Origin of the sequence: Roseovarius sp. Pro17 (assembly GCF_035599575.1) — a bacterium.
GTDB lineage: Bacteria > Pseudomonadota > Alphaproteobacteria > Rhodobacterales > Rhodobacteraceae > Roseovarius.
Window position 1 is genome coordinate 814031 of record NZ_CP141179.1, and the last position, 22482, is coordinate 836512.

A 22482-nucleotide genomic window follows, 5' to 3' on the forward strand; every position below is an offset into this window, starting at 1 on the left:
TTGATGCCAGTCTCGTTCGGCCAGATGGAACTGAAATCGGAATATATTTCCACAACGACAGAGACGCAGTTCGATCAAATTGCCGCGACGCAGCATTCGACATGAAGGGCGGGAATCGGACTTTCGCTGCAGATAGTGCGAAGGTCCGGCTTTACAGCCAAAACTGATCAAGCAATTATGATTGGAGGTTTCTACGAGTGATCACTTCCGCTCAAAAACACATCCTTCTAACTCTTGATAAGCAGGCATCTCCGTAGTCAGATGTTCGGAAAGAGCAATCTTGAAATGGTCGGCGCTTATACTTCCCTTAATGCCGCAGATACTTTTGATCCTACCTGTTTCGTCTTTAAGGTTTTGATTGCTGATATCAGTCACGAAGGTGTCGTATGCAGATTCATCAAAGACGAGGCCTTCCGCAGCGCAATAAGCTTCCAGAACACTCTTGTCATATAGATAGTTTTCAATCTCCCAGCGCGTAAGAACTCGGTGGTTAGTGGGGTTAGTTTTGAGGTAAACTTGGCGGTCTTGTTCGCTCGTATCTTGCCCTGACGCCATGTCACGATCTTTGAGAACCCAAATATTGACGCTTGAGAAGACTTTGCTAAGAATGGCTATTGCAATGGCACTTCGCTGGTCAGGTTCGGTGTTTCCACCACTTGAAATAAACAGTGTCTCCGGATGAGCCTGTCCAAATACGTTATTGAAAACCTGCGCATCCATGCCTCGTTCTCGCCCTCTGAGCCCTGGCTCTGCCCTCCCTTCACAATAAATTATCGTTGAAGGGCTAACTAGGTGGGCCAGATCGTCAAGCGCGACAGAAAGCAGGTCACGCCATGTGGAAGCGCCAAATTTGACCGGCGTTAAAGTAGCAGTCTCAGCCGCTAAATTCGCTTCCGGTCGAAAGTGAACTATTTGACATTTATTCTGCATCGCGGTCTGCAGGGTTCTAAGGAACCCTATACTATGTGTCGTGAGCCAAATTTGACAGTTTGCCCCCACAAGTCGATCTATTTCAACAAGTAAAGATCCTTGTATAGCGGTGCTAATGTGAAGTTCAGGTTCATCGATAAGGAAAACCGAATCGTTATAATCCTCCTTACGAAGATAGAGGTCTAGCAAAAGATCAACGACTTCTTTTTCCCCAGAAGATAGCACGTCAAACTCGAAGTCCTGTGGGTGGTCTGGCTTGCTAAAGTATAGCGTTCCTCGATTGCCTTCCACGTTCCCCAAGCTGGAAATTTTCAGGTCAAGACAATTCGAAATAGACGAGTTGAGCTCACCTATGATTTTATCTCTAGCCTCGCTTGGCTTGATATCATTATCATCTCGATAGCGATTGTAATACGCATAAAGGCGCCGAAAATTATCCTCCATCTTCGCGTCAATACTAGAAGCATCTGCCGCGCCATATGAATTCCGCTTGATCTCTGGAACCGCCTTTGTCTCTTTGATTTTAAGCTCGCTATTGTAGCGATATGGACTACGAAACGCAAAAATTGTGTTAGTGTTACCTGTGGCTTCTCGTGATTGGCGGACGTGTTGAAAATTTCCTACATCAAATTGAATTTCAACGTCTTGATAACTTTGTTTTGATCCTGTCATCGAGTGATAGCTGCCATCCCGACTAGGACCCGATCCGATGCGCTCGTGTGCGCTTGCATGATGCAATATTCCGTCCAGAACGCTGCTTTTACCACAACCGTTAGGACCCACCAAAGCGACAATTCGAGCAGGAGACGGGCCCAAGTCGATGGTAAGGTCGTAAAAGCGCTTATAGCCGTTTTTGAGGCGAAGTTTGGTGATGAACATTTCCTGCTTTCGGATCTAGATTGAATTTACCTTTGGAGATTATCTGGAACTCGATCCATTGGGTAGCTTGTTACTCAACGCCAAACCGAATCTCAAAAGCCGTCATTCGCTGCCAATTAGGTGGACGGCAGCTCTGCGCCGAGTGTGACGCTCGGCACCAAGGGCGGAGAGCAGAATTTCTCTGTAAGTGCGAATCAGTCATGCCGCGAAGTCGGAAGCCGACGTTCAGGCGAACTGTAAATCGGGCTTCGTTCTGCAGTGCCGCAAGGCTGCTTCGAGGCAGATTTGGCATTGGCAGCGAATGACCGCGTCCCACCCAATGTGCAGATATGGCGTGTTCGCTTTGGGACGCGAAGGGATGGCAACATGTCAGCCGAACTGCGCCGTAAAACGTCTGCTAGGTCATCGATTATGCCACATATTTGACACGTGTGACCGCTAACGTGCGGTGAGCTTTCATCATTAGTTCTGAACATGTAACGCTGAGCCTAAGACGAAATGATGCGCGACAGGATAAAGAACCGAGCAGCGGCTAGACCGCCAAGACCAAAAAACAGACCGAAGGACTGACGTGTAGAAGCACCTTTGCCTGAGGTCCACATTGAGAGAGTATCGATGCCCGCCTACTACAGCTATGACAATACGATCCGGGGCACTCAAAGCACCGTTAATGGTAATTCGTTTGCCTATAACGTAGCGCCATCCAACGGGTCGACTTGGCAATGGTCTGGCTCAAGCTTCACCCATACGGTCTATGAGCAAGACCCGAACGCCACTTTTTACAATGGCGACCCAGACAATGAACAAACCCAAGCTACTATGCGGGTAGGACAAGCTGGCGAGCAGTCGGTGATGATCGATGGGACAGCGCGGGCAGTTGTCTATGACTATACGTTCCGCGTCTCGGACGGAACCAATACATATGACGTCGCGGTAATTGACGTTGACCTCAACAACGATGGCGACCTGAATGACAGCGGCGAGGATGGCTATTACCTCTTGTTTCTCGGCACGCCGCCACCGCCGAACACGCCGCTAACTTCACAAGGGATTGTCGACAATAGTGACAACCGCACCCATGCCAGCATGGGCGGGCAACCGGTCTGTTTCGTGGCCGGCACAAGGATAAAGACCATTAAGGGGATGCGTCCGATCGAGACGCTTACTCCAGGCGATATGATCTATACCTGTGACGACGGTTATCAGCCGTTGCGCTGGCTGGGCACCCGCGAAATAACGGGGCTGGGGAACTTTGCACCGATCTTGATCAAAAAAAACGCGCTCGGCAACTGTCGCGATCTCTGGGTGTCGCCGCAACACCGGATGCTGATCTCAGACTGGCGGGCCGAGCTATGGTCTGGCGAGCCGGAAGTTCTGGTGGCGGCGAAGCGGCTGATCAATGATACATCGATAATACAAAAACCGGTGCTGCGGGTCATCTATTGCCACATGCTATTTGACCGCCATCAGATAGTGATGGCTGAAGGCTGTGCCTCGGAAAGTCTGCACCCAGGGCGACAGGCACTAATGGGGCTTTCCGAAGAGAGTCGAAGCGAGTTGTTCGAGCTCTTCCCCGAGCTTGCCCTCGAACTGAATAATCCCCCCCTGTCTGATCGGCAAACCGCGCGGCCAGTAATCCGGGGCGCGCTGGCCGACATGATGGGGCATCAGGCATCTTGATGCATGGCACCGCATTCTGAATGCTTAACTGAAACCTGACAGAACCATAACGGGTGCGGACAGTGAGCTTTCGCTGGATGGGATCGGAGTCGGAACACATACCTTTCCTTGGTAACGTCCATCTGGCCATCTAAAATGCTGAACGATGAGCGAATGGCCGGTCTGGGGACGCTGCGCCGCAGCATATGTAGTTGATGCGAACGGCAGCTTCGGGCCGCAAGTCTGTCCCAGACCGATCCCAGCCCCTTGCGCCCCTAGCTGATCGAGTACATTTTAGCCTGATGGAACTGACTTACCCAATCAACTTCATCGGCCACGATGAGTGGATGCAGAGCGGGTACGATCCGCGCTTGTCGGAGGGCGAGGTTATTACGCGCGATGGAGAGATCATCGGTCGGTGGCGCGTTGTCGGCTATGATCCAGATGATGAGTACTCCGCCGGGCGTTTTGAATTTTTGGCCCTTGGGGAAGATGCTGCAATGTTCCAGGAAGACTTTGCCATGCTTGATGTACGCATGCACCGGGGTTTTGCGTTGTCGACTCTGACCAGAACCATCAGAGAATGGTACGAGACCAATAATCCCAAGATATCCTGACCCGGCAAAATCTCTGGAAGATGGTCGAGGGTCGATTTCCGCCGTCTGCTGACCTCCGTCGGCGAATCGATCTTGGTGGAGCAGCGAATGACTGCTTTGATGAAGCCGCATTGCAGCAGGTCCTGACGCGATGAACGGCGGCTTTGGGCCGGGAGTGACAGCGCTTCCAACGGACGCCCGGTTTGATGCTGCGCAGCCTCTAAGGCCGGCTTCTGAGCCCAATGCGGTTGGTAAACGAATTCGCGACGTTTACCTTGATAGATTTTCGAGTGGCTTGTAGTGCAACCAGCAAAGATCATGCCAACTAGTTTCGAAAGAGCCGCAATGTCAAAGGTAAAATGGGTCGTCGGCGCGTTGGCGGTAGTTGGGGCCAGTACCTACGGATACCTCGAGTATATGCGCTATTCTGTCGGTTATTATGACCTGCCTGAGGATGTCCCTGAAACCGCTTCCGTACACTCATTTAAGGGTGGGCTTAGAGGAATATACCTAAATTCCCCAAATGAAGTCAGAACGCGAGAACGCAAAATGGTCGGCATCTCAAGCGATTTGCCGGAATGGTATAATGGGGCATGGTCGCACTGCAGTAAACCTGAAGACGACTTCGATATTGAACGACTTGGAGTCAAACATGAACCGGGTATGAGATTTGAGGCCCTTTGCTACATCGAAGTTGAAGGAGAGAGACCTGTGTATTCTGGCGCCCTCTTTTCAGTCCCCAACCTCTAGGACTTACCCGCCTCGTTCGCACAGCAGATGGTCTGTCGGTTCTGCGCTGTGGCTATCGGCCGGTTTGTCCGCTGACCGACGATCAAGCCGCCAAAATGGTACACGATGCACGAATGGCAGTAATGCGAAAGCTGCAGCGCAGCATTAGGATGACCAGCGAACGGTCGGAGAGGGCCAGTCGCGTCAGTCGAACAGTTCCAGCTGGCGCGCCCACATTGCAGGGAATGGTTCTAGCAAGCCTGCCAAAACCAGCTGCGCATCCTGCCGACCGTCTAGGATTACCTCCACGATCTCTGGCGCGAGCAAGGTCAGCCGCAGAACGCGTGTCATGTAGGACGGTGCAATGTCTTCACGCTCCGCCAGCTCGGCGATGGTCGTGAACTCGCCCGCCTCCAGCATCCGCTTCCATCGGAACGCCCGCGCCAGCGCCTTGACCAACGTGTTGTCCATCTTGCGTTGGCTGGATGCCCCATCCGGCAGATACATTTCCTTACGGCCGCCGCGCTTCACGATGCGGAACGGGATGTGCACTGTCACCGTTTCGGGCATCGGCTTCGCGCGGGTCATGCCGCCGTTCCGAGATCAGTCCTCATTTCGCGCGCCAGCCCGGTCAGACCGTCCATGCGGAGGCGAACATTGAGGCCATCGGTGCCGATGTCGATCCGCTCAACCAGCAGTGTCGCGATGCGCGCCTGCTCAGCGGGGAAGAGTTCATCCCAGAGCGGATCGAGTCGGGTCAGGGCTTCTCGGGCGTCGGCCTCGGTGATGCCGCCATCCTGCGAGCGGGCCATCTTCCATGTGCCCGCCACAATCTCAGGCTGGCGGAACCCGGCGCGGAGTTGGTTGATGACAGCTTTCTCGATTTCGCCTGCCGGGACGCGTCCAACCGGACAGGATCCAGCACCGTGCTTCAAAACGGTCTGGCTGACATAGTAGCGATAGAGCTTGCCGCCTTTGCGCGTGTGGGTCGGCGAGAAGGCGGCACCATCCGGGCCATACAGAAGCCCTTTCAGCAGTGCGGGCGTGTCGGCACGGGTGTGGGCTGCCCGTTTGCGGGGGCTTTCGGTCAGGATGGCATGGACTTTGTCCCAAACCGCGCGGGTGATGATGGCGTTGTGCTCGCCGGGATAGCTGGTCCCTTTGTGCACGGCCTCGCCGATGTAGACGCGGTTGTTCAGCAGCCGGTAGATGAACTTCTTGTCGATGCGGTTGCCACGGCTGGTGGTGACACCCTTCGCATCCAGTTCGCGCGCCAGTTCAGTGCCGGAGCCGATCTCGACAAAGCGGTCGAAGACGCTGCGTACGATCTCAGCTTGGGATGGGACGATGACCAGCTTGCGATCCTTCACGTCATAGCCGAAGGGCAGGTTGCCTCCCATGAAGATGCCTTTTTTCCGACTGGCGGCGAACTTATCGCGGATACGTTCTGCCGTCACCTCACGCTCGAACTGGGCAAAGCTGAGCAATATGTTCAGTGTCAGCCGCCCCATGGACGTGGTGGTGTTGAACGATTGGGTGACGGAAACGAAGGTCACATCGTTGCGGTCGAACACCTCGACCAGTTTGGAAAAATCCATCAGTGACCGCGACAGGCGGTCGATCTTGTAGACCACGACCACGTCGACCAAGCCATCTTCTACATCGGCCAGCAGGCGTTTCAGGCCCGGGCGTTCCAGCGTTCCGCCCGAGATGCCACCGTCGTCATATTGATCGCGGACCAGCACCCAACCCTCCGACCGTTGGCTGGCAATATAGGCCTCGCAGGCCTCCCGCTGGGCATGGAGGCTGTTGAACTCCTGCTCGAGCCCTTCCTCGGAGGATTTCCGCGTGTAGACGGCGCAGCGCAGTTTTCTCACGATGGGTTTGGTCATGTGCGCCTCCGGTGGTTTTTCAGCCCGAAGAATACCCAGCCGTTCCAGCGCGTGCCGGTGATGGCGCGGGCGATGGCCGACAGTGATTTGTAAGGGCGCCCCTGCCACTCAAACCCATCGGCGGTGACGGTGACAACCTGCTCGACACCCTGCCACTCACGCAACAGCCGCGTGCCGGTGATGGGTGTCAGATCAGCGCGGATGCGGCTCTTCTTGCGGTCGCCGCCGTCCAACTGTTCGCCGAGGGCTTCCAGCCGCTTCACAATTTCCGGTTTCAGTCCGCCATACGCCAACTCCTGAATGCGGTAGGCCAGGCGGCTTTCAAGATACCGGCGATTGAACGGGGGCGGCTCGCTGTCGAACAACTCGCGCCATTGCTGCTTCAGGTCTGGCGTCGGTGTGGTCTTGAGCGCGGCTAGGCGGGTTGGGATGGGATCGGGGCTGGTCATGCGGTTCTCCTTTGAGTTGGAGGTGCATGAGCGCTCTGGTCGGCCGGGTTGTGTAGCGGAATTTCTCCATGTTTGGCAGATACTTCGGTGGCGTATTTCATGCGAAGGCGAACCAACCCGAGCGCCAGTAGACCGCACAGCTCGGTCCGGCGTTCGAGGGGCGTCATGTGGCGGGGATGGAGTGGGTTTGGACCGCTGGCCGCATTCCTGTGCATGGTCGACTCCTTCTTGAAAAACTCTCTTTCAAGATCGAAAAGCCAATCACCATTCAGAATTGGGACACGCGCGGAGCATAAACATTTTGCGAGATTGACAACCGTGTAGGGTGATCAGATTGTTGGCATATGCATCCGGAGGCTGCAATGGCGCCCCGAAAATCCCGGTTCGGAAGGAATCTCTCTCAGCTCATCGAAGCTGCGTCTGCGCATTACCTGCGACTGTTTCTGGCGAGCTGCAAAACACCCGATGATGATCTTCTTCAGCCGCCGGAGATCTCAGGAACCGCCGCCGAATCCGACGCTGCGACGAAGGACTTGCTGAAGCTGTACTTAGATCAACGTGATCAGGAGGTCCTTGGCGAGCTTGATCGGTTATGCGCCAGCGTCCTTGAACTTAGCGAAGGAAAAGGGATCACCTCGCTGAATACCGTCGCAGCTCAAAAGCTCCTGAACACGGATCACGACCAATTTGTCGATGCGCCCGATCCATTGTGCAGAAGTATCTTGGTTCATAGCGAATTCCCGGATGTATTTCGCGATGCGGAGAGTTTTCACGCGGCACGCCGGTACCGTGATCACCGCAAACTCTACGCTGCATTCGAAATCGATCAGGACGACTTGGCCGAGGTTGGCAGCCTGAGCCCAGATGTGAAAGTACTTTGCGAGAAGCTGGAACAACTCCTCGAACTCAAAGCCAAGGCGACGGCCTCCGTTCTCGAACTGCCGGAAACCGCTGACCATCCGCCCTCGTTGCTTATCGCTATTCGCCACCCCGGAGCACTGTCGAGTATCCAAGATCACCGCACAGACGGCGGCTTGATGACTTATTATTATCGACCGTCACGAGAAGCGGTTCTGATCTTCACGCCGGGTCAGAAAAAGATCGAAGTGTGTGCCGAGAGCTTTGAGGTAAGAACAACCGTTGCCGAAACCTTCGCCGAAGTTGTTCTGCAACAGGATCTGTCAGCGAAACCGCTCACCCGTCGGGACTTCAACCTGGAACGGTTCCGGGAGTCCTTGAATCTGGATCTGCCCGACCTGGAACCTGTCGAGGTCACCGGCGCTGCGGTCGTCGAAGCCGAAATGCCACTAGGACATTGGGGACGTCGGCTGACCCTGAAAGTCACGAAAGATGAAGATATCGAAAAGGCGATGACGGATTACATCCGTGGAGGAAACAGACTCGTTCGCAAGTTCGGTTTTGCAAAGATCGTGATCGCAGTCGATTTCGTGCATCGCGGTGATGGCAAGAAGGGGACGCTGCGATTGCAGGTGTCCGGAGGTAACACTTCCAACGTCCAAAGCCAGAGAGACACCTTCCTGCGCGATCTGGGGTTCACGCTGCTGTCGCATTGGGGGCTGATGAACCAAATTCGCCCGCTTACTGAACATGAAGAGGCGAAATGGTTCCGGTTTCTTCTCTCGCTTTACGACCTTACTGGTGATGAAGTTTCTGGCAGCTTCTTCAGCGCGGCCAATGTCGATCCAAACCCGCTTATCGAGACCGGCTTTCTGGAGCGCAAACCTCGTCAGGTGCTGGTTTTGATTGACGATGAGGACGATGGCACGACTGAGGGCGAGCTGGCGACTGGGCCGGAAAAGGGAACCCTGAGACAGTGGGGAGGATTTGGGGAGCCGCGAGGCGTCATCCCTAAGGCGCAGGCCATCGCCTACCGTCTAAATCGCCCTTGGCTGGGTGAAAGAATTCTGAAGACCCTTGGTGGCGTTCTCGGGTCGACATCCCTGCAGATCGAGGATGCTCATCTGGCCAGCTTGGGAAAGGTCGACCTTGCTGGCGTGCGCGTACCCATCTACCTCGTGCGCGGGCTCGACGATACCAAGGTGTTGGACCAACTCGATATCGCCCTGCGTCAGAAGCATAAATCTGGACCGGGCGTGGTGCTCTGCCTGAGCGACCATGCTCCCAGATATCTCGGGCCAAACGTAGTTGTGAATGTCACGAACGTCCTGAGCTCCACGGAGGATTCCGTCCAGATCGACGAGCATGAGCTCAGACGCCTTTTCGACGCCGGACGCACCCTGGTGTCGGCGGCGCAGGTCGCCCAAGTGGTCCGCCAACATGCCCACGCAGGGTCGTTGGTCCTGCCTGGGAAAGATCCTCTGACTCTTACAACCGCCAATCAGCTTGATTTCTTCGAATGCCTCGTGACCGCTGCTCAAGACGGATCATCAGAGGTCCTCACGAAGGTGCTGATGGACGGGATGAGCTCTGACCATCCCAAGCAGCTTTTCTCAGGGAAGAAGTGGGACATCATCTGGGGAACCTATCTGCGCCATGGGTCGACCAAGCGGTATTGGCGTCTTGCTTCGGGTGTCAGGGATCTAATCGACGAGAGCAGCATCTGATCTAGCGTTTATCTAGAGTTTGCCCTGGGACCTCCTAGGAAAAACGGTCGTACTCAGTCGCCACCTTTCCTTAGGAGGCGACACATGCCCGTATATCCCACACCCGACCGGAAACCTGATGCCCATGACTGGCGCTGTACCCGCTGCTTCAAGCTGCTGGGGCGTCGCAGTGACGGCGGCGTCCACGTCAACTTCGCACGTGGTCACCAGTATATCGTCAGCACGCCAGTGACGGCGATCTGCCGCTGCTGCGGCACGCTGAACGAGATTCACAAAACCACCTGATCCGACTGACCGGCTCCCTTGGGGCCGGTCGTTTCACGTCCAATCGAGAGGCGCCCGACGCCCAGACCTGGCCACTAGGAGGCGCGCGACGCCCGGCCGAAAGGCTGGCGTCTTGTGTCTTCCAACTGGTCTGCGCTGCACGCGCAATTTGTCCGGTCCGTGAACCGGTATTCCGCAATGACTTCTTTCCCATCGCTTTTCCCACCGAATGATCAATGCAGGACGTTCCGTGACCCATCGCAGCTGATTGGCTGGCTTCACGCGCCTGCACAGGATGCCGAGGCGAAGAACGAGGTTCTGAGCCATCTCTTGCGTGCGTCTGGCGGCAGGGACCGGGCGGGTGATCTCGCGGTTGAGCTGCTGCTTCTGGCCCTTTGGCCGGGGCTTTGCGTGGTGCGTCGACGGTTGTGGCCTCTCTGCCGGTGCGGAACGCTTGATGCCGATCTGCTCAGCACTCTGACAATCGGGATCAGGCGCGTGCGGTTGGGCCGTATCACCCGCGTTGCAGCCACCCTGCTGCGCAACCTCGAGCGTGATCTGCGCCGCCTCTACATTCGGGATGACCAAGCGGCACGGCTTTCGGTCGACATGGACAAGGTCGAACACGTCTTGGTCGAGCGCGAGGTCGACAGGCCCGACGTGATCCTGTCGGCAGCGCAGGCGGCGCTCGGGGAAGACGGGGCTCTCCTCGTCGCCGTCCACATCGCGGGATTCACTCAGAAAGAGGCGGCCGATCAGCTCGGCATCAGCCACGAGGCAGCCAGAAAGCGGTGCCAACGTGCGCTGTCCCGGCTGAGGGAGCAAAATGATCCGTGATCTGTCCCAAACCGGTCCGGCCGACGGCTTTCCCTATTCAAGGTCGCCCTTCCGGCGCCCGAAGAAAGGAACGGGATCGATGGGTATCCGCAATATGGATGAGGATTTTGAGCGTCTCCCCGGCCTCTACGGGTCGTGGGACTTCGGCATGCTGCTGGAGGAAGGGCGCAGCTACCGCGTCGAGGACGGTGGGCGCACTGAGGACGGTCAGCCTCTTTTCATGGTGTTTCAGCGCTCCAGTTATCGGTGCGGAAGTGGGGTGCGGCATGACCGGTGATCTGCGCATTTGCCTCACGCAGCGAGATCTGGCTGTGCGCTGGCGCGTCAGCGGCCGGACGCTGGAACGTTGGCGGGCGCAGCGCTATGGCCCAGCCTGGATCACAATCGGTGGCTCGATCCGGTATCGCATGAGCGATGTGCTGGCTTGGGAAACCGCACACCTGACACAGCCGTAGACGATGAACGCGGGACGCCAGCAGCGTGGTCCCCGCGACAACCGAGACACTGACCGGGTGGCCGCTGGCCGCCCCGAACGTGTTGGCTCCATCACGTTTGCCACCGCCGCCGAGCAATTGCTCGACAACGGCTATGACCCCATCCCGATCAAACCGGGTCAGAAAGTGCCCGCGCTAAGCCGCTGGACCAGTGTGGAGATCGACGAGGCGGCAATCGAGACCTGGCGCGTTCGCTACGGGTCCTGCGGCGTGGGTTTGCGCACGGGCCGTCTGGTCGGTGTCGATATCGATATTCTTGATCCGGACCGCGCCCATGCGGCACAGGCCCTCGCCATGCAGCGCTTTGGCGAAACGCTCGTTCGAGTGGGGTGCTGGCCGAAACGCCTGCTGCTCTACCGGACACAGGCTCCGTTCGCCAAGATGAAGTCGGGGCAAATCGAAATACTCGGGCTCGGGCAGCAGTTTGTCGCCTTCGGTCTCCATCCCGTCACCGGCAAGCCGTATTCCTGGCCGCTGGGTGAAACCCCTTTGGAAATCCCGCTCTCGGACCTTCCGGTGATTGACCCGAAGGCGGCGGCGGCATTCCTGGCCGAGATAGGCCCGACTGACCAGCGTCCGGACAACCAACGCGGCGCAGCCAGGCGCAAGAAGGCGGCGGGGTCTGGCGATCCGGTGCGCGATGCGCAGGGACGGATCACGGACGGGCGCGATGCCTGGCTCAGCCAGATTGCCTTCCACGCCGTGCAGGACCTGCTGGAGGCCGGGGTCGCTCCGGACGTCGATCAAATCTCAGCTCAGGTCTGGCAGCGGTTCGCCGACAGTACCGATCTCTCCCGTCCGAAGCAGGATGGCGTGCGCACCTACGCCTTCCCGGATGCGGCCCGCAAGGTGCAGGACAAGTTGCGGCTGGCGCGTGACGGGCGGTTGCCGCCGCGGGACACGATCACACCGAAGCCTGAGTATGACGCACCGACACTCTCGGCTGAGGACGGCCGGGCGCAGCTTGCGGCCCTCTTGAAGACGTTCTGTGACCAGGTGCAGGACTGGCACCGAGGTCGCGGGGACCGTCTGCCGGCCCTCGGAGTCCGTGCGACTGTCGGGCTGGGGAAATCGCGGGTCGCGCGTGACAAACTGATGTCGCTGGCGAAGGATCTTCGGGCGCAGGGTCTGCCGCACCGCGTTCTCGTGTTTACAGCCTCCCATGCCTTGGCTGAGGAAACCGCAGCGTCCTGGCGAGACATCGGGGCAAATGTCGCTGTTCTGCGTGGCTACGAGCGCGAGGACCCGGTCAGCGGAGAGCCTATGTGCCGTGATCTCGACGCTGTACGGGTCGCGCTCGCATCGGCGCAGAAGGTGCGCGAAAGCGCCTGTTTGGGAGCGAACGGTGTGAAATGCCAGTTCTTCGACGACTGCCTCAAGCAGCGGAACCTGCGCGATGTCGCGGCGGCGGATGTTGTTGTCGCACCCTATGACGCCTTGTTCTCTGGGCTGGCATTCGAGCGGGATGATGTGACGCTGTTGCTGGTCGACGAAGGCTGCTGGGCACGGGCGCTGGAGCACATGAGTGGTGTCTTCGTTGAGAATATTCCGGACGAAGTGATCGCCGGGATGGGAGGTGCTCAGATTGGCCGGGGTCCGGTCGGGGCCATGGCTGATCTGAGCGCGTTTCGCGGCAAGGTGGCGAAGGCGTTGACGGCGAACGGTCCAGGTTCCGTGTCACGGCTGGTCCTGCAGGAAGCCGGTCTGACCGTTGACGACTGCCGGCGTGCTGCCCAGCTTGAACGCTGGCGTTTGGAGGACCCAAAGCTGCATCCCGATATGTCCGTCGCGGCGCGCAAAACTGCTTACGGCATCGCGACCAGCAATGCCCGCGTCCTGCTGTTGGCAGCGCTTTGGCAAGCCCTCGCAAATCTGCTCGCGGGCAACAGCGAGGCTTCAGGACAATTGCGCATAAAGGAGCCAGATTCCTCCGGGCGCCACGAGATTGTTCTGCGACGCGTGCGCGGGTTACACGACAGTCTACGGGGCAAACCGGTCCTGCATCTCGATGCGACGATGCGGCCCGCTCTCGTACAGAGAATTTTGCCTGATCTTGAGACATTTTTGATCGATGTTGCCGCGCCACATATGCATGTCCGGATGGTGAGCGGCAGCTTCGGCAAGTCGATGCTGTGTCCTGCGTCCGGCCTTGCGCCAGAGGAAGCCGCGCGCCGCGCCAACCGTCTGCGTGAATGCGTGAATTACGTTCGGTGGCACGCGCGCCGGGTCTTTCCAGGCCGCGTGCTGGTGGTGACCTACAAGTCGATCGAAGCCGCTTTCGCAGACATTCCCAACGTTGAGGTGGCGCATTTCAACGCGGTGGCGGGGCTGGACTGTTACAAGGATGTGGAACTGCTGATCAGCATCGGTCGGCCCCTGCCACCCAGCCAGGAGCTGGACGCGGTCACCGGCGCCTATTTCGACCACGTACCCCAAGGCCGGTACCGGCGTGATTTGGCAGGCATCCGGATGCGTTCGGGCCTGACGCGTGGTCTCAGGGTCTTGCGCCACGAGGACCAGGACGCCGAGACGCTCCGGGCGGCCATTTGCGACGACGAATTGATCCAGGTGGTTGGGCGCGGGCGCGGCGTGAACCGCACGGCGGCGAATCCGCTGGAGGTCCATGTCCTGTCCGACGTTGCGCTACCGCTGATCTGTGATCGGCTGACAGCCTGGGATGTCGAGCGGCCAGATGTGGTGCAGCAGATGCTGCTGGCCGGTGTTGCGGTCGACAGCCCGGCGGACGCAGCGGCGCTGCACCCACAGCAGTTCAGAAATGGGCATCAGGCGAAGATGGCATTCGAGAGGGGAGGATTTAAGGCACAGCACCCTATGAATAGTTCTTATAGGGAAGTGTGCCTTAAATCGGCTGCCTATCGCCGTGTTGGCCGAGGGCGTGGCTGGCAGCAGGCCATGTGGATTGAAGGCGATGACGCGATGGCGCGCCGATGTCTGGAAACTGCCTTGGGCGAACTCGCTGAATGGCGGCCGGACTGATTTGCAGGGTAGTCGCGGTGACATAACCACTGAGTTCCGGATCAAATCGATCTGATCGACGATCTCTACCAAGCTGTTCGTATGTTCAAATGACAGCAATGCGCTTTCGGATTCTGGGCGTCACTTGCCTCAGTAGCGCCAAACTTGGAGCGCGGCTTGCAGAATGTCGCATCGCTGCCTCCGTGGTTGCGGTATTAATCACTCGCACCAAGCCCCCTGAGCGCTCCTTCAAAAATGAAATGGTTTATCGTGTTTCAGCCAACCCCTACTTCTTCGCCTCATTGCCGTCGCGCCCAACTAGCCCCCACAGCTTTTCCAACATTCCCACGACGCTCAGCGACAGCGACAGCAATAACGCCACCGCCACGAGCAACGGGTTGGCGATCACGCTGTTGATCCAGGTTGACCGCACCTTGCGGGGTTCCGGCACGCCGGGGTAAGTGATCTGAAGCTGCGGGTTGCCCGCGCGTGTGACAGCGACAACCATCAGGCTGATCTGTTCATCCCGCACGATCGGGGTGATATGACCGCGCGCAGGCGATGATCGCCCAGTGCCGAGTTCTATGACCTCCACAACTTCGCCGCGCGCGAACACGCCTGTTTTGACGATGCTGGACGGCCCAATTCCCCATTTATAGCGCTCGCGGATCTCATATCGTCCGCCCAGGAGATACCCTTGCTCTCCACTGCCGGGGTCGCGACCAAGAGTGATGTCGCCGTCAAACGCGGCCACACCAGCCAGCTTCCAGTCATCGATCTTCACCAATATTTCGCTCTTGTCCGCCACACCACCGGCACCATTATGGCGAATGTCGAGGATCCCGTCGGCCCGCAGAGTCACGCGCGCTTTCGACCCTGCTTTCCACTCGATCGTCACGGTCTTGTTGACTTCACTAGTATACAATCGGTCGTCACAAAGCCCGTCCCCGGGCTTACCCAGTGGTTTAGGTGTGTTGAGCGGGACGCAGACGGTCGTATTGTCAAAGCCCCAGGCCGAGCCCCCCGAAGGAAAGCTAATTTCTAGGGCGGCCGTTTGCGCCTCTATCAGAAAACTACGCTCAGAAATCCAGCGGCTTCCAATAATGCCAAGCATGAGCACGGCAAACAGACCAGCAACACAGGCCAGACAGCCAATCTGAACCGCGCGCCGCAGTCGCACCGTCAAAATAGGAAGTTTCACGGGGCCTCGCCGGGCTGGACAACGGTCACCGACACTGGGTCTTGAAACTGCTGATCGACAACTGTCAGGATCACCAGTTCGGTGTCTCCGGGGCCAAGAAGTGCGCGGTCAAATTGGCAGATTGTATCAAACGCGTGACGCGCCGGACGGCCTGTATCGCGGCATTCCACCTGTGTTCCGGAAGAACCGCCCACATAAAGATAGGTCTTTTCAGCCCGCATCGTATTGAGTAAAAGCGATAGATCACCCGCGTCAGCAGAGGAATTCCAATAGGCCGGGGTCAGGCGGGTTGCATCCTCACTTTCGTCGCCACAAGCCTTTTCGGTGATCCGAAGGCCAAGATCGCCTTGACGCATATCGGTGAGAAGATCGCTGTATTCTGTGATGTATTGCACGCGCCCGACACCGCCCTTTGCCGTATCGGGCACGATGTGGGCATTGATTGCTTCGTAAAGCCCGTCTGACGACAAAACGTGCACGCAAATTTCACCCGCCTTCCACGTCTCGGGTACTTTGACCCGAACATCCGGATCGGCCCCGTCGGGCAGGTCACGGTACACCTGAAGCCCCATCACCAGCGCGCCGCGTATCTCTGCAGACGGGTGCAGCATCTCGTTCATTGGTTCCTTGCTCGAAAGTGGAAGAAGGTTGCCTTCTTGCGCGCGTGCGCTAACAATTGTCACTATTAACGCAGCAAATATGGCAATCCAGAGGACCATGAAAATATCCTTTCGATTCGATATTCTTTTGATCCTAGCATCTCTTTTGATTTTCGGAACAATCTCGTCTGCACAATCTGTCCGCGTTGAAGCACGGCAGGGGCGGCAGGGTCAGGGCGTTATGGTGCGCGATGGCACATCCTGTTACCTGCTGTTGCCTGCCCATGTCGCCGGGGACTCGGCGTTTGTGACGCTCATCTCTGAGGCACCAGTGCGCATCGGACGAGCGGTGGTGAACCGCCCGTTCTGGACCGAACTCGGCGATGACGGTGCGCAGGTGCGCGGGCTTGATCTTGCCATTGGGGCGGTTCAGGGCGACATCGCGTCGGTTTGTACCCAACAGCTTTCGCGCTTTACCCCGGTTCAGATCGGGGTGGGACGTGCCGGCACGCTGGTCACCATCGGTCGCAACGGACGGCTCGAAGGCGTCCAAATGACTATCACCGATACCAACTATCTGACGTTTGAGGCAAAGGTCACCCCCCCGGGCGCAGAGATGTTCCCGGGGCGGAGCGGGTCATTCCTGTTCATCAACAAGCGCCCTGCGGGGATGGCCATCAAAGCGCCCCCCGAAGGCGACAGCGCGACGTTCCTGCGCATCGAAGAGATCATGATCAACGCCGAACGTTGGATAAATGATCAGGGCGCGACGTTCACGTCGGGTCTAAAACCCGCAGAGGTCCAACAATCATCGGGCATCGCGGCGCGGCTTGTGTCCTCAAGCGAACCACCCGTCAGCCCCGAATTCCCACCCGAACTGACTCTAACGCCTGATGGGGTGTTCGTCACCGAACCAAGCCGCCCGTTGACGCTTGTCTATGAAATCCTCGCCGATAGCCCTGCTATCCGTGAAGTCACCGTCATCAGCGATCCTACGGGTCCCCACAGCCTGCCGCGCGAAATCTCAATACAGGTCGACAGCACCCCGGGGCGCACTCGGCCGCGCAGGTTTTGGGAAGGTCGCATGGAACAGGACGGGCGGATAAGTTCTGGCACCCGCAGTCAGGCGACTAAGACACGCTGGGTCACGATCATTATCAAAAACGCCTGGGCACCGGGGCCGGTCTCAATCACGCAAGTGCGGTTTGAATAGGTCTTATGCGGGCTAAAACGTCACCGGCGCCCGCATCGGAAGTGCCGGATAGCTCGCATATAACGTCGCTGTCCCTTCCAATTCACCAGCATCATTAAGCGTCATAGGGTTCCAGAACCTCAACAACAGCAATGATACGACCTGATCATTGATCCGTAGCAGACACAGCTTGGGTTGTTCTGCGTTTACATAGCAATCTTGTGCGGCGTCGAATGCCCCAATACGTAAGGAAAGATAGGCAATGTTATTTTCGTCAACGCTGCCGCCAAGATTGCTGAGTTGCGACTTCGCCCAAGTCTGCTGTCTTTCATCCAATGCATCGGTCAGCGAAACAAACACCGATAACGTGGGGCCTGAATTGAAAAAAGCTTTCAACGCGTCCGCCCGAGAGGATGGATTGGTCGAAAATATTCCCTCTTCCATCGCCATGCGTTGCAGCACCGGATCACCAGATCCCATCATGATCTCCATTGCTGCGGCCGCGCGCGCGGGATCAGGGTCGGTCAAGAGCGCCTGAAATCCATTTTGTTCGGTGGTTCGGGCGTCAATCTGCGCGGTTAAATCTTCGAGCGATATAGACTGAGCATGGCCTACCAGTGGCACCGTCAGCGTACCTAGAAAAGCGATCAACTTGGCCAAAATCCGAAAGTTCATTGTGTTCCTGTCTCCTAATATCGTGTAATTTGGTATACTGGCACCCCCGTATTTCTCTTGTCTACACTGGCGTAGTCGGAGCGCACATTTTTATATGCCGTTTGATAATGTTGAGTGATGGCTAGAATGGAAATCGGGCCACTGCGCGCCGCCTGTCAGGTGCAACAATATGCACCGGGCACAGCGTTCAGCGCCGATCCTTACAGAACTTGTCGCCGCCGCCGAGCTTTTCAAATTCTGCGCAATCAAATCCGCCATCGCTAGCCAGCATGTCTTTCGTCAAGTGCCCTCTCAGTCCCGCTCATCCGATCACCTTGCATGGGCGTAATGTTATCATCAAGAGAGTGGCAATTTTGTTGTCACTGGCTGCAATAGTGGCTTGATTAGGAAAGCCGTCGTTGGCGCAGCTGCAGCGAAGGTCCGGAATTTCCGCGCTGCCGTCTTTCGGCAAGCGAAGTCTGGTTCCTGGAAATCGGCGGCAATTGCGTTGCACCGGACCATTTTCGTCGAACGCGCTGGACGCTTGGGGTTCGGCTGAGCCTGAACTTTGCGGTGTGATGCGTCAGGCCGCGTGGTTCTTGCGTTGGCCAAGCTGTTGCGCGTCGGTCCCGATGGCGGTAAATGGCGTAATTTGTCATATAGTGTCTATATTACAATGGGTTGGTCGATCTGTTACACTGCCCCGAACGCAGATTTCATTGCGCAGGGCGGGGTCATGGCGGCAAAATCAGCAGCAGAACCAAAGAGCGAGAGCGCGTCCCTCGGCGCCTCGGCCATCCGGCACGTTCCAGTCTCGGACCTCATCCCTTACGCCAACAATGCCCGGACTCACAGCGAGGCGCAGGTAGCGTTGATCGCCGGGTCGATCCGCGAGTTCGGCTTCAACAATCCGGTGCTGGTGGATGGGGAGCACGGCATTATCGCAGGCCATGGCCGGGTGCTGGCGGCGCAGATGCTGAGCTTCAAGACGATTCCGGTGATCGAGCTGACCCACCTGAGCGAGGCACAAAAGCGGGCTTACATCCTGGCGGACAACCGACTGGCCGAGCAGGCGGGGTGGGACCGGGAGTTGCTGGGCCTGGAACTGGCGGACCTCTCGGAGCTGGGGATCGATCTGGATGGCATCGGCTTTGAAGGAGCGGAGCTGGATGCGCTGCTGGCCCATGGCGCGGCTGATCCAAAAGAGGAAGCGACGCCGGAAGCCCCTGACATCCCGGTCTCGCGCCCCGGCGACCTCTGGCAGCTCGGCGCGCACCGTCTGATGTGCGGGGATGCCACGGACGCGGCAGCGGTCGCACGCCTGCTGGACGGCGTCACACCGCATCTCATGGTCACAGACCCGCCTTACGGCGTGATGTACGATCCCGAGTGGCGCAACCGGGCAGGGACCTCGGAGACCAAGCGCACCGGCAAGGTGCTGAATGACGATCGGGCCGACTGGCGCGAGGCCTGGGCGCTGTTTCCGGGCGACGTGGCCTATGTCTGGCACGGTGCGCTTCACGCCACGACGGTGGCCGACAGCTTGCAAGCGAGCGGGTTTGACATCCGGAGCCAGATCATTTGGGCCAAGGATCGGCTGGTGTTGAGCCGGGGCCACTATCACTGGCAGCATGAGCCCTGCTGGTACGCGGTGCGCGGCAGGGGCCACTGGTCCGGAGATCGCACGCAGACCACCCTCTGGTCGATCCCGAACCGCGATCAGGACGCGGCAACGGTGCATGGCACGCAAAAGCCGGTGGAGTGCATGCGCCGCCCAATGCTGAACAACTCCAGCCAAGGGAAAGCCGTGTATGAACCCTTCTCGGGCTCTGGCACGACGATCATCGCCGCCGAGAGCTGCGGGCGGGTCTGCCATGCGATGGAACTCGACCCGGCCTATATCGACGTCGCGGTCCTGCGCTGGCAGACCTTCTCGGGACAGCAGGCGCGGCTTGCGGGAACCGACCGCACCTTCGCGGATGTCTCGCATGAACGGGGGAATGCATGACCCAGAGCCGCACGCTCTCCGCGCTCGAGGCGGCAACAAATGTGGTCCTCGGCTGGCTTGTCGCCATGATCACGCAACTGCTGGTCTTTCCGGTGATTGGCCTGCAAGTGATGCTGTGGCAGAACCTGGCACTGAGCGGCGTGTTCACCGCCGTGTTGTTTCTGCGCAGTTACGTCCTTCGCCGCCTCTTCGTGCGGCTGAACCGCTGATGGGACGGCTGCCAATACCCCTGACGCAAACACAACGCCAATGGAGGCATCCACACTCTTCGACCCGATCGACGCTGGGGGGGCGGGTCACACTCTGGAAGGCGACACCGTGGACCGGCGGCCTCAGCAACATTTTCGCACGGCCATGATTGCGACCGAGGGTCAAACCGGTTGATCTGATGAAGGAGACCACAGGTGCCACCGCGCGGGCCGAAGACCAAACCGACCAATCTCAAGATCCTGACCGGAACCGCGCGCGCCCACCGGCTCAATCCGAACGAGCCAAAACCTGAGATTGCCCAACCTGAACCGCCGGAGCATCTGACTGATGCCGCGCGCGAGGAGTGGGACCGTGTCGCCGTTGAATTGGTAACCTTGGGGATTCTGACGCATCTCGATCGCGGCGCCCTCGCAGCCTATTGTCAGGCCTATGGCCGCTGGAGCGCTGCAGAGACGGCGCTGGCGCGCATGGCAGAACGGGACGCTGTGACTGAGGGGCTGATCGTCAAGACCAAGAGCGGCAACCTGATCCAGAACCCGCTGGTGGGGGCGGCAAACAAGGCGATGGCCGATATGGTGCGCTATGCGGCCGAGTTCGGGTTGACGCCCTCGGCGCGGACCCGCGTGGCTGGGATAAGCGAAGCAGGGCCCGATGCATTCTCCAAGTTTGACGAATGGTTGGCCTGATGGGCAGGCGTGGACGCAAGCCGATGCCCAAGGTCGTTGAAGGCGGCACGGCCGCGTTCGCAGCGTTGCCGCGCTGCCCGCCGCATCTGACTGCGGTTGCCCGCAGGGAGTGGCGCCGTCTGGCATCTCCTCTGCATTCCGTCGGAGTTCTGACGGTGGCGGATCGCGCGGCGCTTGCGGTCTATTGCCAAGCCTACAGCCGTTGGGTGGAGGCAGAGGAAAAGCTCGCGACCACACCGATGCTGCTCAAGACGCCGAGCGGCTATGTGCAGCAATCGCCCTGGCTCTCGGTCGCCAACAAGCAGATGGAGCTGATGGCGCGCTATATGGGAGAGCTGGGGCTGACCCCGGTCGCGCGGGCGCGCCTCGACATCGCTCAGGACAGCCCGACGGATCAGGTGACGACGATCGAGTTCGTGACAGTCTACACCGACAAGGAGGGCAACCGATGCGAACGGCCTCTGGATCACTCGGGGCAGGCTGGCTCTGCTGATGAAAGTGACGTTAAAACAATAAGCTATGAGTGACGCGGCTCATCTTTGAGCGTTCCAATGAAGCGCGCGATCAAGTACACATCTGCCAAACCCACGTTAGGCAGGTTTGTACATGGCGCACGCAGCCCCCAAGTTCGTTGCCTATGAGCGGGTCTCGACCGCGCGGCAGGGGCGATCGGGTCTTGGTCTGGAGGCGCAACGCAAGGCGATCGATGATTTTGCGGCATCGCGCGGAGCGGATGTCATTGGCCGCTTCACGGAAGTCGAAAGCGGAGGCAAGGATGCCCGGCCCGAACTCGCCAAAGCTCTGCATCTGGCCAAGCTCACAGGGGCGACGCTGGTCATTGCCAAGCTGGACCGGCTCAGCCGCAATGCCGTGTTTCTGCTGACCCTGCGTGACAGTGGCGCGCGCTTTCTGGCGGTGGACATGCCTGAAGCCAACGATCTGACGGTCGGCATCATGGCCCTCGTGGCCCAGCAGGAGCGCGAGGCGATCTCCCGGCGCACGAAGGAGGCTTTGGCGGCGGCGAAGGCACGCGGGGTGACGCTCGGCAATCCCAACGGGGCGGCGGCGCTGCTGGCTGCGGGCAAAGGGGGTGCGGCCTTGCGCTCAACCGTCAAGGCAAACGCTGACGCGCATGCTGCTGACCTCGAGGAGGTTCTCTTGGACGTCCGAGCGCAGGGGCATGAAACGCTGCGCGCTATTGCTGCTGAGCTAAACCAGCGCGGCATTCTCACACGGCGTGGCGGGATGTGGCATGTGTCCAGCGTCAGGAACCTGATCCGCAGAATTGATTGTGCAGGTGGCGCCGGCAGTTAGCACGGTTGCTGCTGTCGGGGGATTGGCCGTCGTCGAGATGAAAGGCGCGAATGGGCGTGTTTTTGCTATCGGGAAATGGGAAGTTTGCGGAAATTCTTCGCCGTTGCCGCTTCCATCCATAACTATCTTAATCGACGGTAGCCGCCGCTACCTGCACGACACTTCAAGGCCAGCCGTGCCGTTGCTGTTGCTGAATGAAATCAACTTATTAGGGCATAGTTGACAGCGACACTGAACTTTCCAGGTACGTTCGCATACGTTGACGACATATAATTCCTTCTTCTCAACCGTAGAGATCAAAGTGAACGTCCCTCAAATAGCGACATGC

General features: G+C 58.4%; 22 protein-coding genes. 14 read left to right on the plus strand and 8 right to left on the minus strand.

Annotation, left to right across the window (positions count from 1 at the left end; all coding sequences use genetic code 11):
- Positions 1–201 precede the first annotated feature (201 nt).
- The gene (locus tag U3654_RS03940; protein WP_324754060.1) at positions 202–1809 is read right to left on the minus strand and encodes an AAA family ATPase; all 1608 of its coding nucleotides are present in this window, start codon (positions 1807–1809) and stop codon (positions 202–204) included.
- 615 nt (positions 1810–2424) lie between these two features.
- On the opposite strand from U3654_RS03940, the gene U3654_RS03945 reads away from it, so the two are divergent.
- Positions 2425–3489 (plus strand): Hint domain-containing protein, encoded by a 1065-nt coding sequence (locus tag U3654_RS03945; RefSeq protein WP_324754061.1) that lies wholly within the window; start codon positions 2425–2427, stop codon positions 3487–3489.
- A gap of 254 nt (positions 3490–3743) precedes the next feature.
- Here the strand turns inward: U3654_RS03945 and U3654_RS03950 are convergent, their stop codons facing one another.
- Entirely contained in the window at positions 3744–4196 is a 453-nt protein-coding gene (locus U3654_RS03950; RefSeq protein ID WP_324754062.1) for a hypothetical protein, read from the minus strand.
- Between the two features lie 213 nt (positions 4197–4409).
- Here U3654_RS03950 and U3654_RS03955 point away from each other — a divergent pair, with 213 nt between their 5' ends.
- Positions 4410–4814, plus strand: coding sequence for a hypothetical protein (locus tag U3654_RS03955; RefSeq protein ID WP_324754063.1), 405 nt, complete (start codon positions 4410–4412; stop codon positions 4812–4814).
- Between the two features lie 183 nt (positions 4815–4997).
- Here the strand turns inward: U3654_RS03955 and U3654_RS03960 are convergent, their stop codons facing one another.
- Genes U3654_RS03960 through U3654_RS03970 form a run of 3 tightly spaced genes read right to left on the minus strand, consistent with a single transcriptional unit; the run spans position 4998 to position 7134 of the window.
- The gene (locus tag U3654_RS03960; RefSeq protein WP_324754064.1) at positions 4998–5381 is read right to left on the minus strand and encodes a hypothetical protein; all 384 of its coding nucleotides are present in this window, start codon (positions 5379–5381) and stop codon (positions 4998–5000) included.
- A complete protein-coding gene (locus tag U3654_RS03965; protein WP_324754065.1) occupies positions 5378–6685 on the minus strand; it encodes a recombinase family protein in 1308 nt (435 codons plus the stop codon). Before U3654_RS03965 ends, U3654_RS03960 begins: the two co-directional genes overlap by 4 nt.
- On the minus strand, positions 6682–7134 hold the full coding sequence (locus U3654_RS03970; protein WP_324754035.1) for a DUF2924 domain-containing protein: 453 nt from the start codon (positions 7132–7134) through the stop codon (positions 6682–6684). The genes U3654_RS03965 and U3654_RS03970 overlap by 4 nt, the downstream gene beginning before the upstream one ends.
- 362 nt (positions 7135–7496) lie before the next feature.
- On the opposite strand from U3654_RS03970, the gene U3654_RS03975 reads away from it, so the two are divergent.
- The 6 genes from U3654_RS03975 to U3654_RS04000 all read left to right on the plus strand — a co-directional run bounded on the left by U3654_RS03975 (position 7497) and on the right by U3654_RS04000 (position 14311).
- Positions 7497–9719, plus strand: coding sequence for a hypothetical protein (locus U3654_RS03975; RefSeq protein WP_324754066.1), 2223 nt, complete (start codon positions 7497–7499; stop codon positions 9717–9719).
- An 84-nt stretch (positions 9720–9803) separates the two neighbouring features.
- Entirely contained in the window at positions 9804–10004 is a 201-nt protein-coding gene (locus U3654_RS03980) for a hypothetical protein (protein WP_324754067.1), read from the plus strand.
- A gap of 177 nt (positions 10005–10181) precedes the next feature.
- On the plus strand, positions 10182–10820 hold the full coding sequence (locus U3654_RS03985; RefSeq protein WP_324754068.1) for a sigma factor-like helix-turn-helix DNA-binding protein: 639 nt from the start codon (positions 10182–10184) through the stop codon (positions 10818–10820).
- 79 nt (positions 10821–10899) lie between these two features.
- The gene (locus tag U3654_RS03990) at positions 10900–11097 is read left to right on the plus strand and encodes a hypothetical protein (RefSeq protein WP_324754069.1); all 198 of its coding nucleotides are present in this window, start codon (positions 10900–10902) and stop codon (positions 11095–11097) included.
- Entirely contained in the window at positions 11087–11275 is a 189-nt protein-coding gene (locus tag U3654_RS03995; RefSeq protein WP_324754070.1) for a helix-turn-helix transcriptional regulator, read from the plus strand. Before U3654_RS03990 ends, U3654_RS03995 begins: the two co-directional genes overlap by 11 nt.
- A 3-nt stretch (positions 11276–11278) precedes the next feature.
- A complete protein-coding gene (locus U3654_RS04000; protein WP_324754071.1) occupies positions 11279–14311 on the plus strand; it encodes a bifunctional DNA primase/polymerase in 3033 nt (1010 codons plus the stop codon).
- Positions 14312–14576: 265 nt separating this feature from the next.
- Here the strand turns inward: U3654_RS04000 and U3654_RS04005 are convergent, their stop codons facing one another.
- Entirely contained in the window at positions 14577–15491 is a 915-nt protein-coding gene (locus U3654_RS04005) for a hypothetical protein (protein ID WP_324754072.1), read from the minus strand.
- Entirely contained in the window at positions 15488–16210 is a 723-nt protein-coding gene (locus tag U3654_RS04010; RefSeq protein ID WP_324754073.1) for a hypothetical protein, read from the minus strand. Before U3654_RS04010 ends, U3654_RS04005 begins: the two co-directional genes overlap by 4 nt.
- Between U3654_RS04010 and U3654_RS04015 the strand changes: the two genes are divergently transcribed.
- Positions 16209–17303: a hypothetical protein gene (locus U3654_RS04015; protein WP_324754074.1), complete on the plus strand. Its 1095-nt coding sequence runs from the start codon at positions 16209–16211 to the stop codon at positions 17301–17303. The genes U3654_RS04010 and U3654_RS04015 overlap by 2 nt on opposite strands.
- A gap of 12 nt (positions 17304–17315) precedes the next feature.
- On the opposite strand, the gene U3654_RS04020 is transcribed toward U3654_RS04015, so the two are convergent.
- Positions 17316–17957, minus strand: coding sequence for a hypothetical protein (locus tag U3654_RS04020; protein WP_324754075.1), 642 nt, complete (start codon positions 17955–17957; stop codon positions 17316–17318).
- A 715-nt stretch (positions 17958–18672) separates the two neighbouring features.
- On the opposite strand from U3654_RS04020, the gene U3654_RS04025 reads away from it, so the two are divergent.
- The 5 genes from U3654_RS04025 to U3654_RS04045 all read left to right on the plus strand — a co-directional run bounded on the left by U3654_RS04025 (position 18673) and on the right by U3654_RS04045 (position 22154).
- Positions 18673–19944, plus strand: coding sequence for a site-specific DNA-methyltransferase (locus U3654_RS04025; protein WP_416384578.1), 1272 nt, complete (start codon positions 18673–18675; stop codon positions 19942–19944).
- The gene (locus U3654_RS04030; RefSeq protein WP_324754046.1) at positions 19941–20153 is read left to right on the plus strand and encodes a DUF7220 family protein; all 213 of its coding nucleotides are present in this window, start codon (positions 19941–19943) and stop codon (positions 20151–20153) included. Before U3654_RS04025 ends, U3654_RS04030 begins: the two co-directional genes overlap by 4 nt.
- Positions 20154–20348: 195 nt before the next feature.
- On the plus strand, positions 20349–20840 hold the full coding sequence (locus tag U3654_RS04035) for a phage terminase small subunit P27 family (protein ID WP_324754047.1): 492 nt from the start codon (positions 20349–20351) through the stop codon (positions 20838–20840).
- Positions 20840–21367 carry a phage terminase small subunit P27 family gene (locus U3654_RS04040; protein WP_324754077.1) on the plus strand — a complete coding sequence of 176 codons (528 nt, stop codon included), beginning with the start codon at positions 20840–20842 and terminating at the stop codon, positions 21365–21367. The genes U3654_RS04035 and U3654_RS04040 overlap by 1 nt, the downstream gene beginning before the upstream one ends.
- 79 nt (positions 21368–21446) lie before the next feature.
- The gene (locus U3654_RS04045; RefSeq protein ID WP_324754078.1) at positions 21447–22154 is read left to right on the plus strand and encodes a recombinase family protein; all 708 of its coding nucleotides are present in this window, start codon (positions 21447–21449) and stop codon (positions 22152–22154) included.
- The last annotated feature ends 328 nt before the right edge of the window (positions 22155–22482 follow it).

Bases quoted from the DNA above. Each gene is read 5' to 3' on its own strand.
- U3654_RS03995 (WP_324754070.1), top strand. From the start codon at position 11,087: ATGACCGGTGATCTGCGCATTTGCCTCACGCAGCGAGATCTGGCTGTG.
- U3654_RS04010 (WP_324754073.1), bottom strand. From the start codon at position 16,210: ATGGTCCTCTGGATTGCCATATTTGCTGCGTTAATAGTGACAATTGTT.
- U3654_RS04045 (WP_324754078.1), top strand. From the start codon at position 21,447: ATGGCGCACGCAGCCCCCAAGTTCGTTGCCTATGAGCGGGTCTCGACC.
- U3654_RS03950 (WP_324754062.1), bottom strand. From the start codon at position 4,196: ATGCGGCTTCATCAAAGCAGTCATTCGCTGCTCCACCAAGATCGATTC.
- U3654_RS04030 (WP_324754046.1), top strand. From the start codon at position 19,941: ATGACCCAGAGCCGCACGCTCTCCGCGCTCGAGGCGGCAACAAATGTG.
- U3654_RS03960 (WP_324754064.1), bottom strand. From the start codon at position 5,381: ATGACCCGCGCGAAGCCGATGCCCGAAACGGTGACAGTGCACATCCCG.
- U3654_RS03985 (WP_324754068.1), top strand. From the start codon at position 10,182: ATGACTTCTTTCCCATCGCTTTTCCCACCGAATGATCAATGCAGGACG.
- U3654_RS03990 (WP_324754069.1), top strand. From the start codon at position 10,900: ATGGGTATCCGCAATATGGATGAGGATTTTGAGCGTCTCCCCGGCCTC.
- U3654_RS03945 (WP_324754061.1), top strand. From the start codon at position 2,425: ATGCCCGCCTACTACAGCTATGACAATACGATCCGGGGCACTCAAAGC.
- U3654_RS03975 (WP_324754066.1), top strand. From the start codon at position 7,497: ATGGCGCCCCGAAAATCCCGGTTCGGAAGGAATCTCTCTCAGCTCATC.
- U3654_RS04025 (WP_416384578.1), top strand. From the start codon at position 18,673: ATGGCGGCAAAATCAGCAGCAGAACCAAAGAGCGAGAGCGCGTCCCTC.
- U3654_RS04015 (WP_324754074.1), top strand. From the start codon at position 16,209: ATGAAAATATCCTTTCGATTCGATATTCTTTTGATCCTAGCATCTCTT.
- U3654_RS03970 (WP_324754035.1), bottom strand. From the start codon at position 7,134: ATGACCAGCCCCGATCCCATCCCAACCCGCCTAGCCGCGCTCAAGACC.
- U3654_RS03955 (WP_324754063.1), top strand. From the start codon at position 4,410: ATGTCAAAGGTAAAATGGGTCGTCGGCGCGTTGGCGGTAGTTGGGGCC.
- U3654_RS04020 (WP_324754075.1), bottom strand. From the start codon at position 17,957: ATGAACTTTCGGATTTTGGCCAAGTTGATCGCTTTTCTAGGTACGCTG.
- U3654_RS04040 (WP_324754077.1), top strand. From the start codon at position 20,840: ATGGGCAGGCGTGGACGCAAGCCGATGCCCAAGGTCGTTGAAGGCGGC.
- U3654_RS03940 (WP_324754060.1), bottom strand. From the start codon at position 1,809: ATGTTCATCACCAAACTTCGCCTCAAAAACGGCTATAAGCGCTTTTAC.
- U3654_RS04000 (WP_324754071.1), top strand. From the start codon at position 11,279: ATGAACGCGGGACGCCAGCAGCGTGGTCCCCGCGACAACCGAGACACT.
- U3654_RS03965 (WP_324754065.1), bottom strand. From the start codon at position 6,685: ATGACCAAACCCATCGTGAGAAAACTGCGCTGCGCCGTCTACACGCGG.
- U3654_RS03980 (WP_324754067.1), top strand. From the start codon at position 9,804: ATGCCCGTATATCCCACACCCGACCGGAAACCTGATGCCCATGACTGG.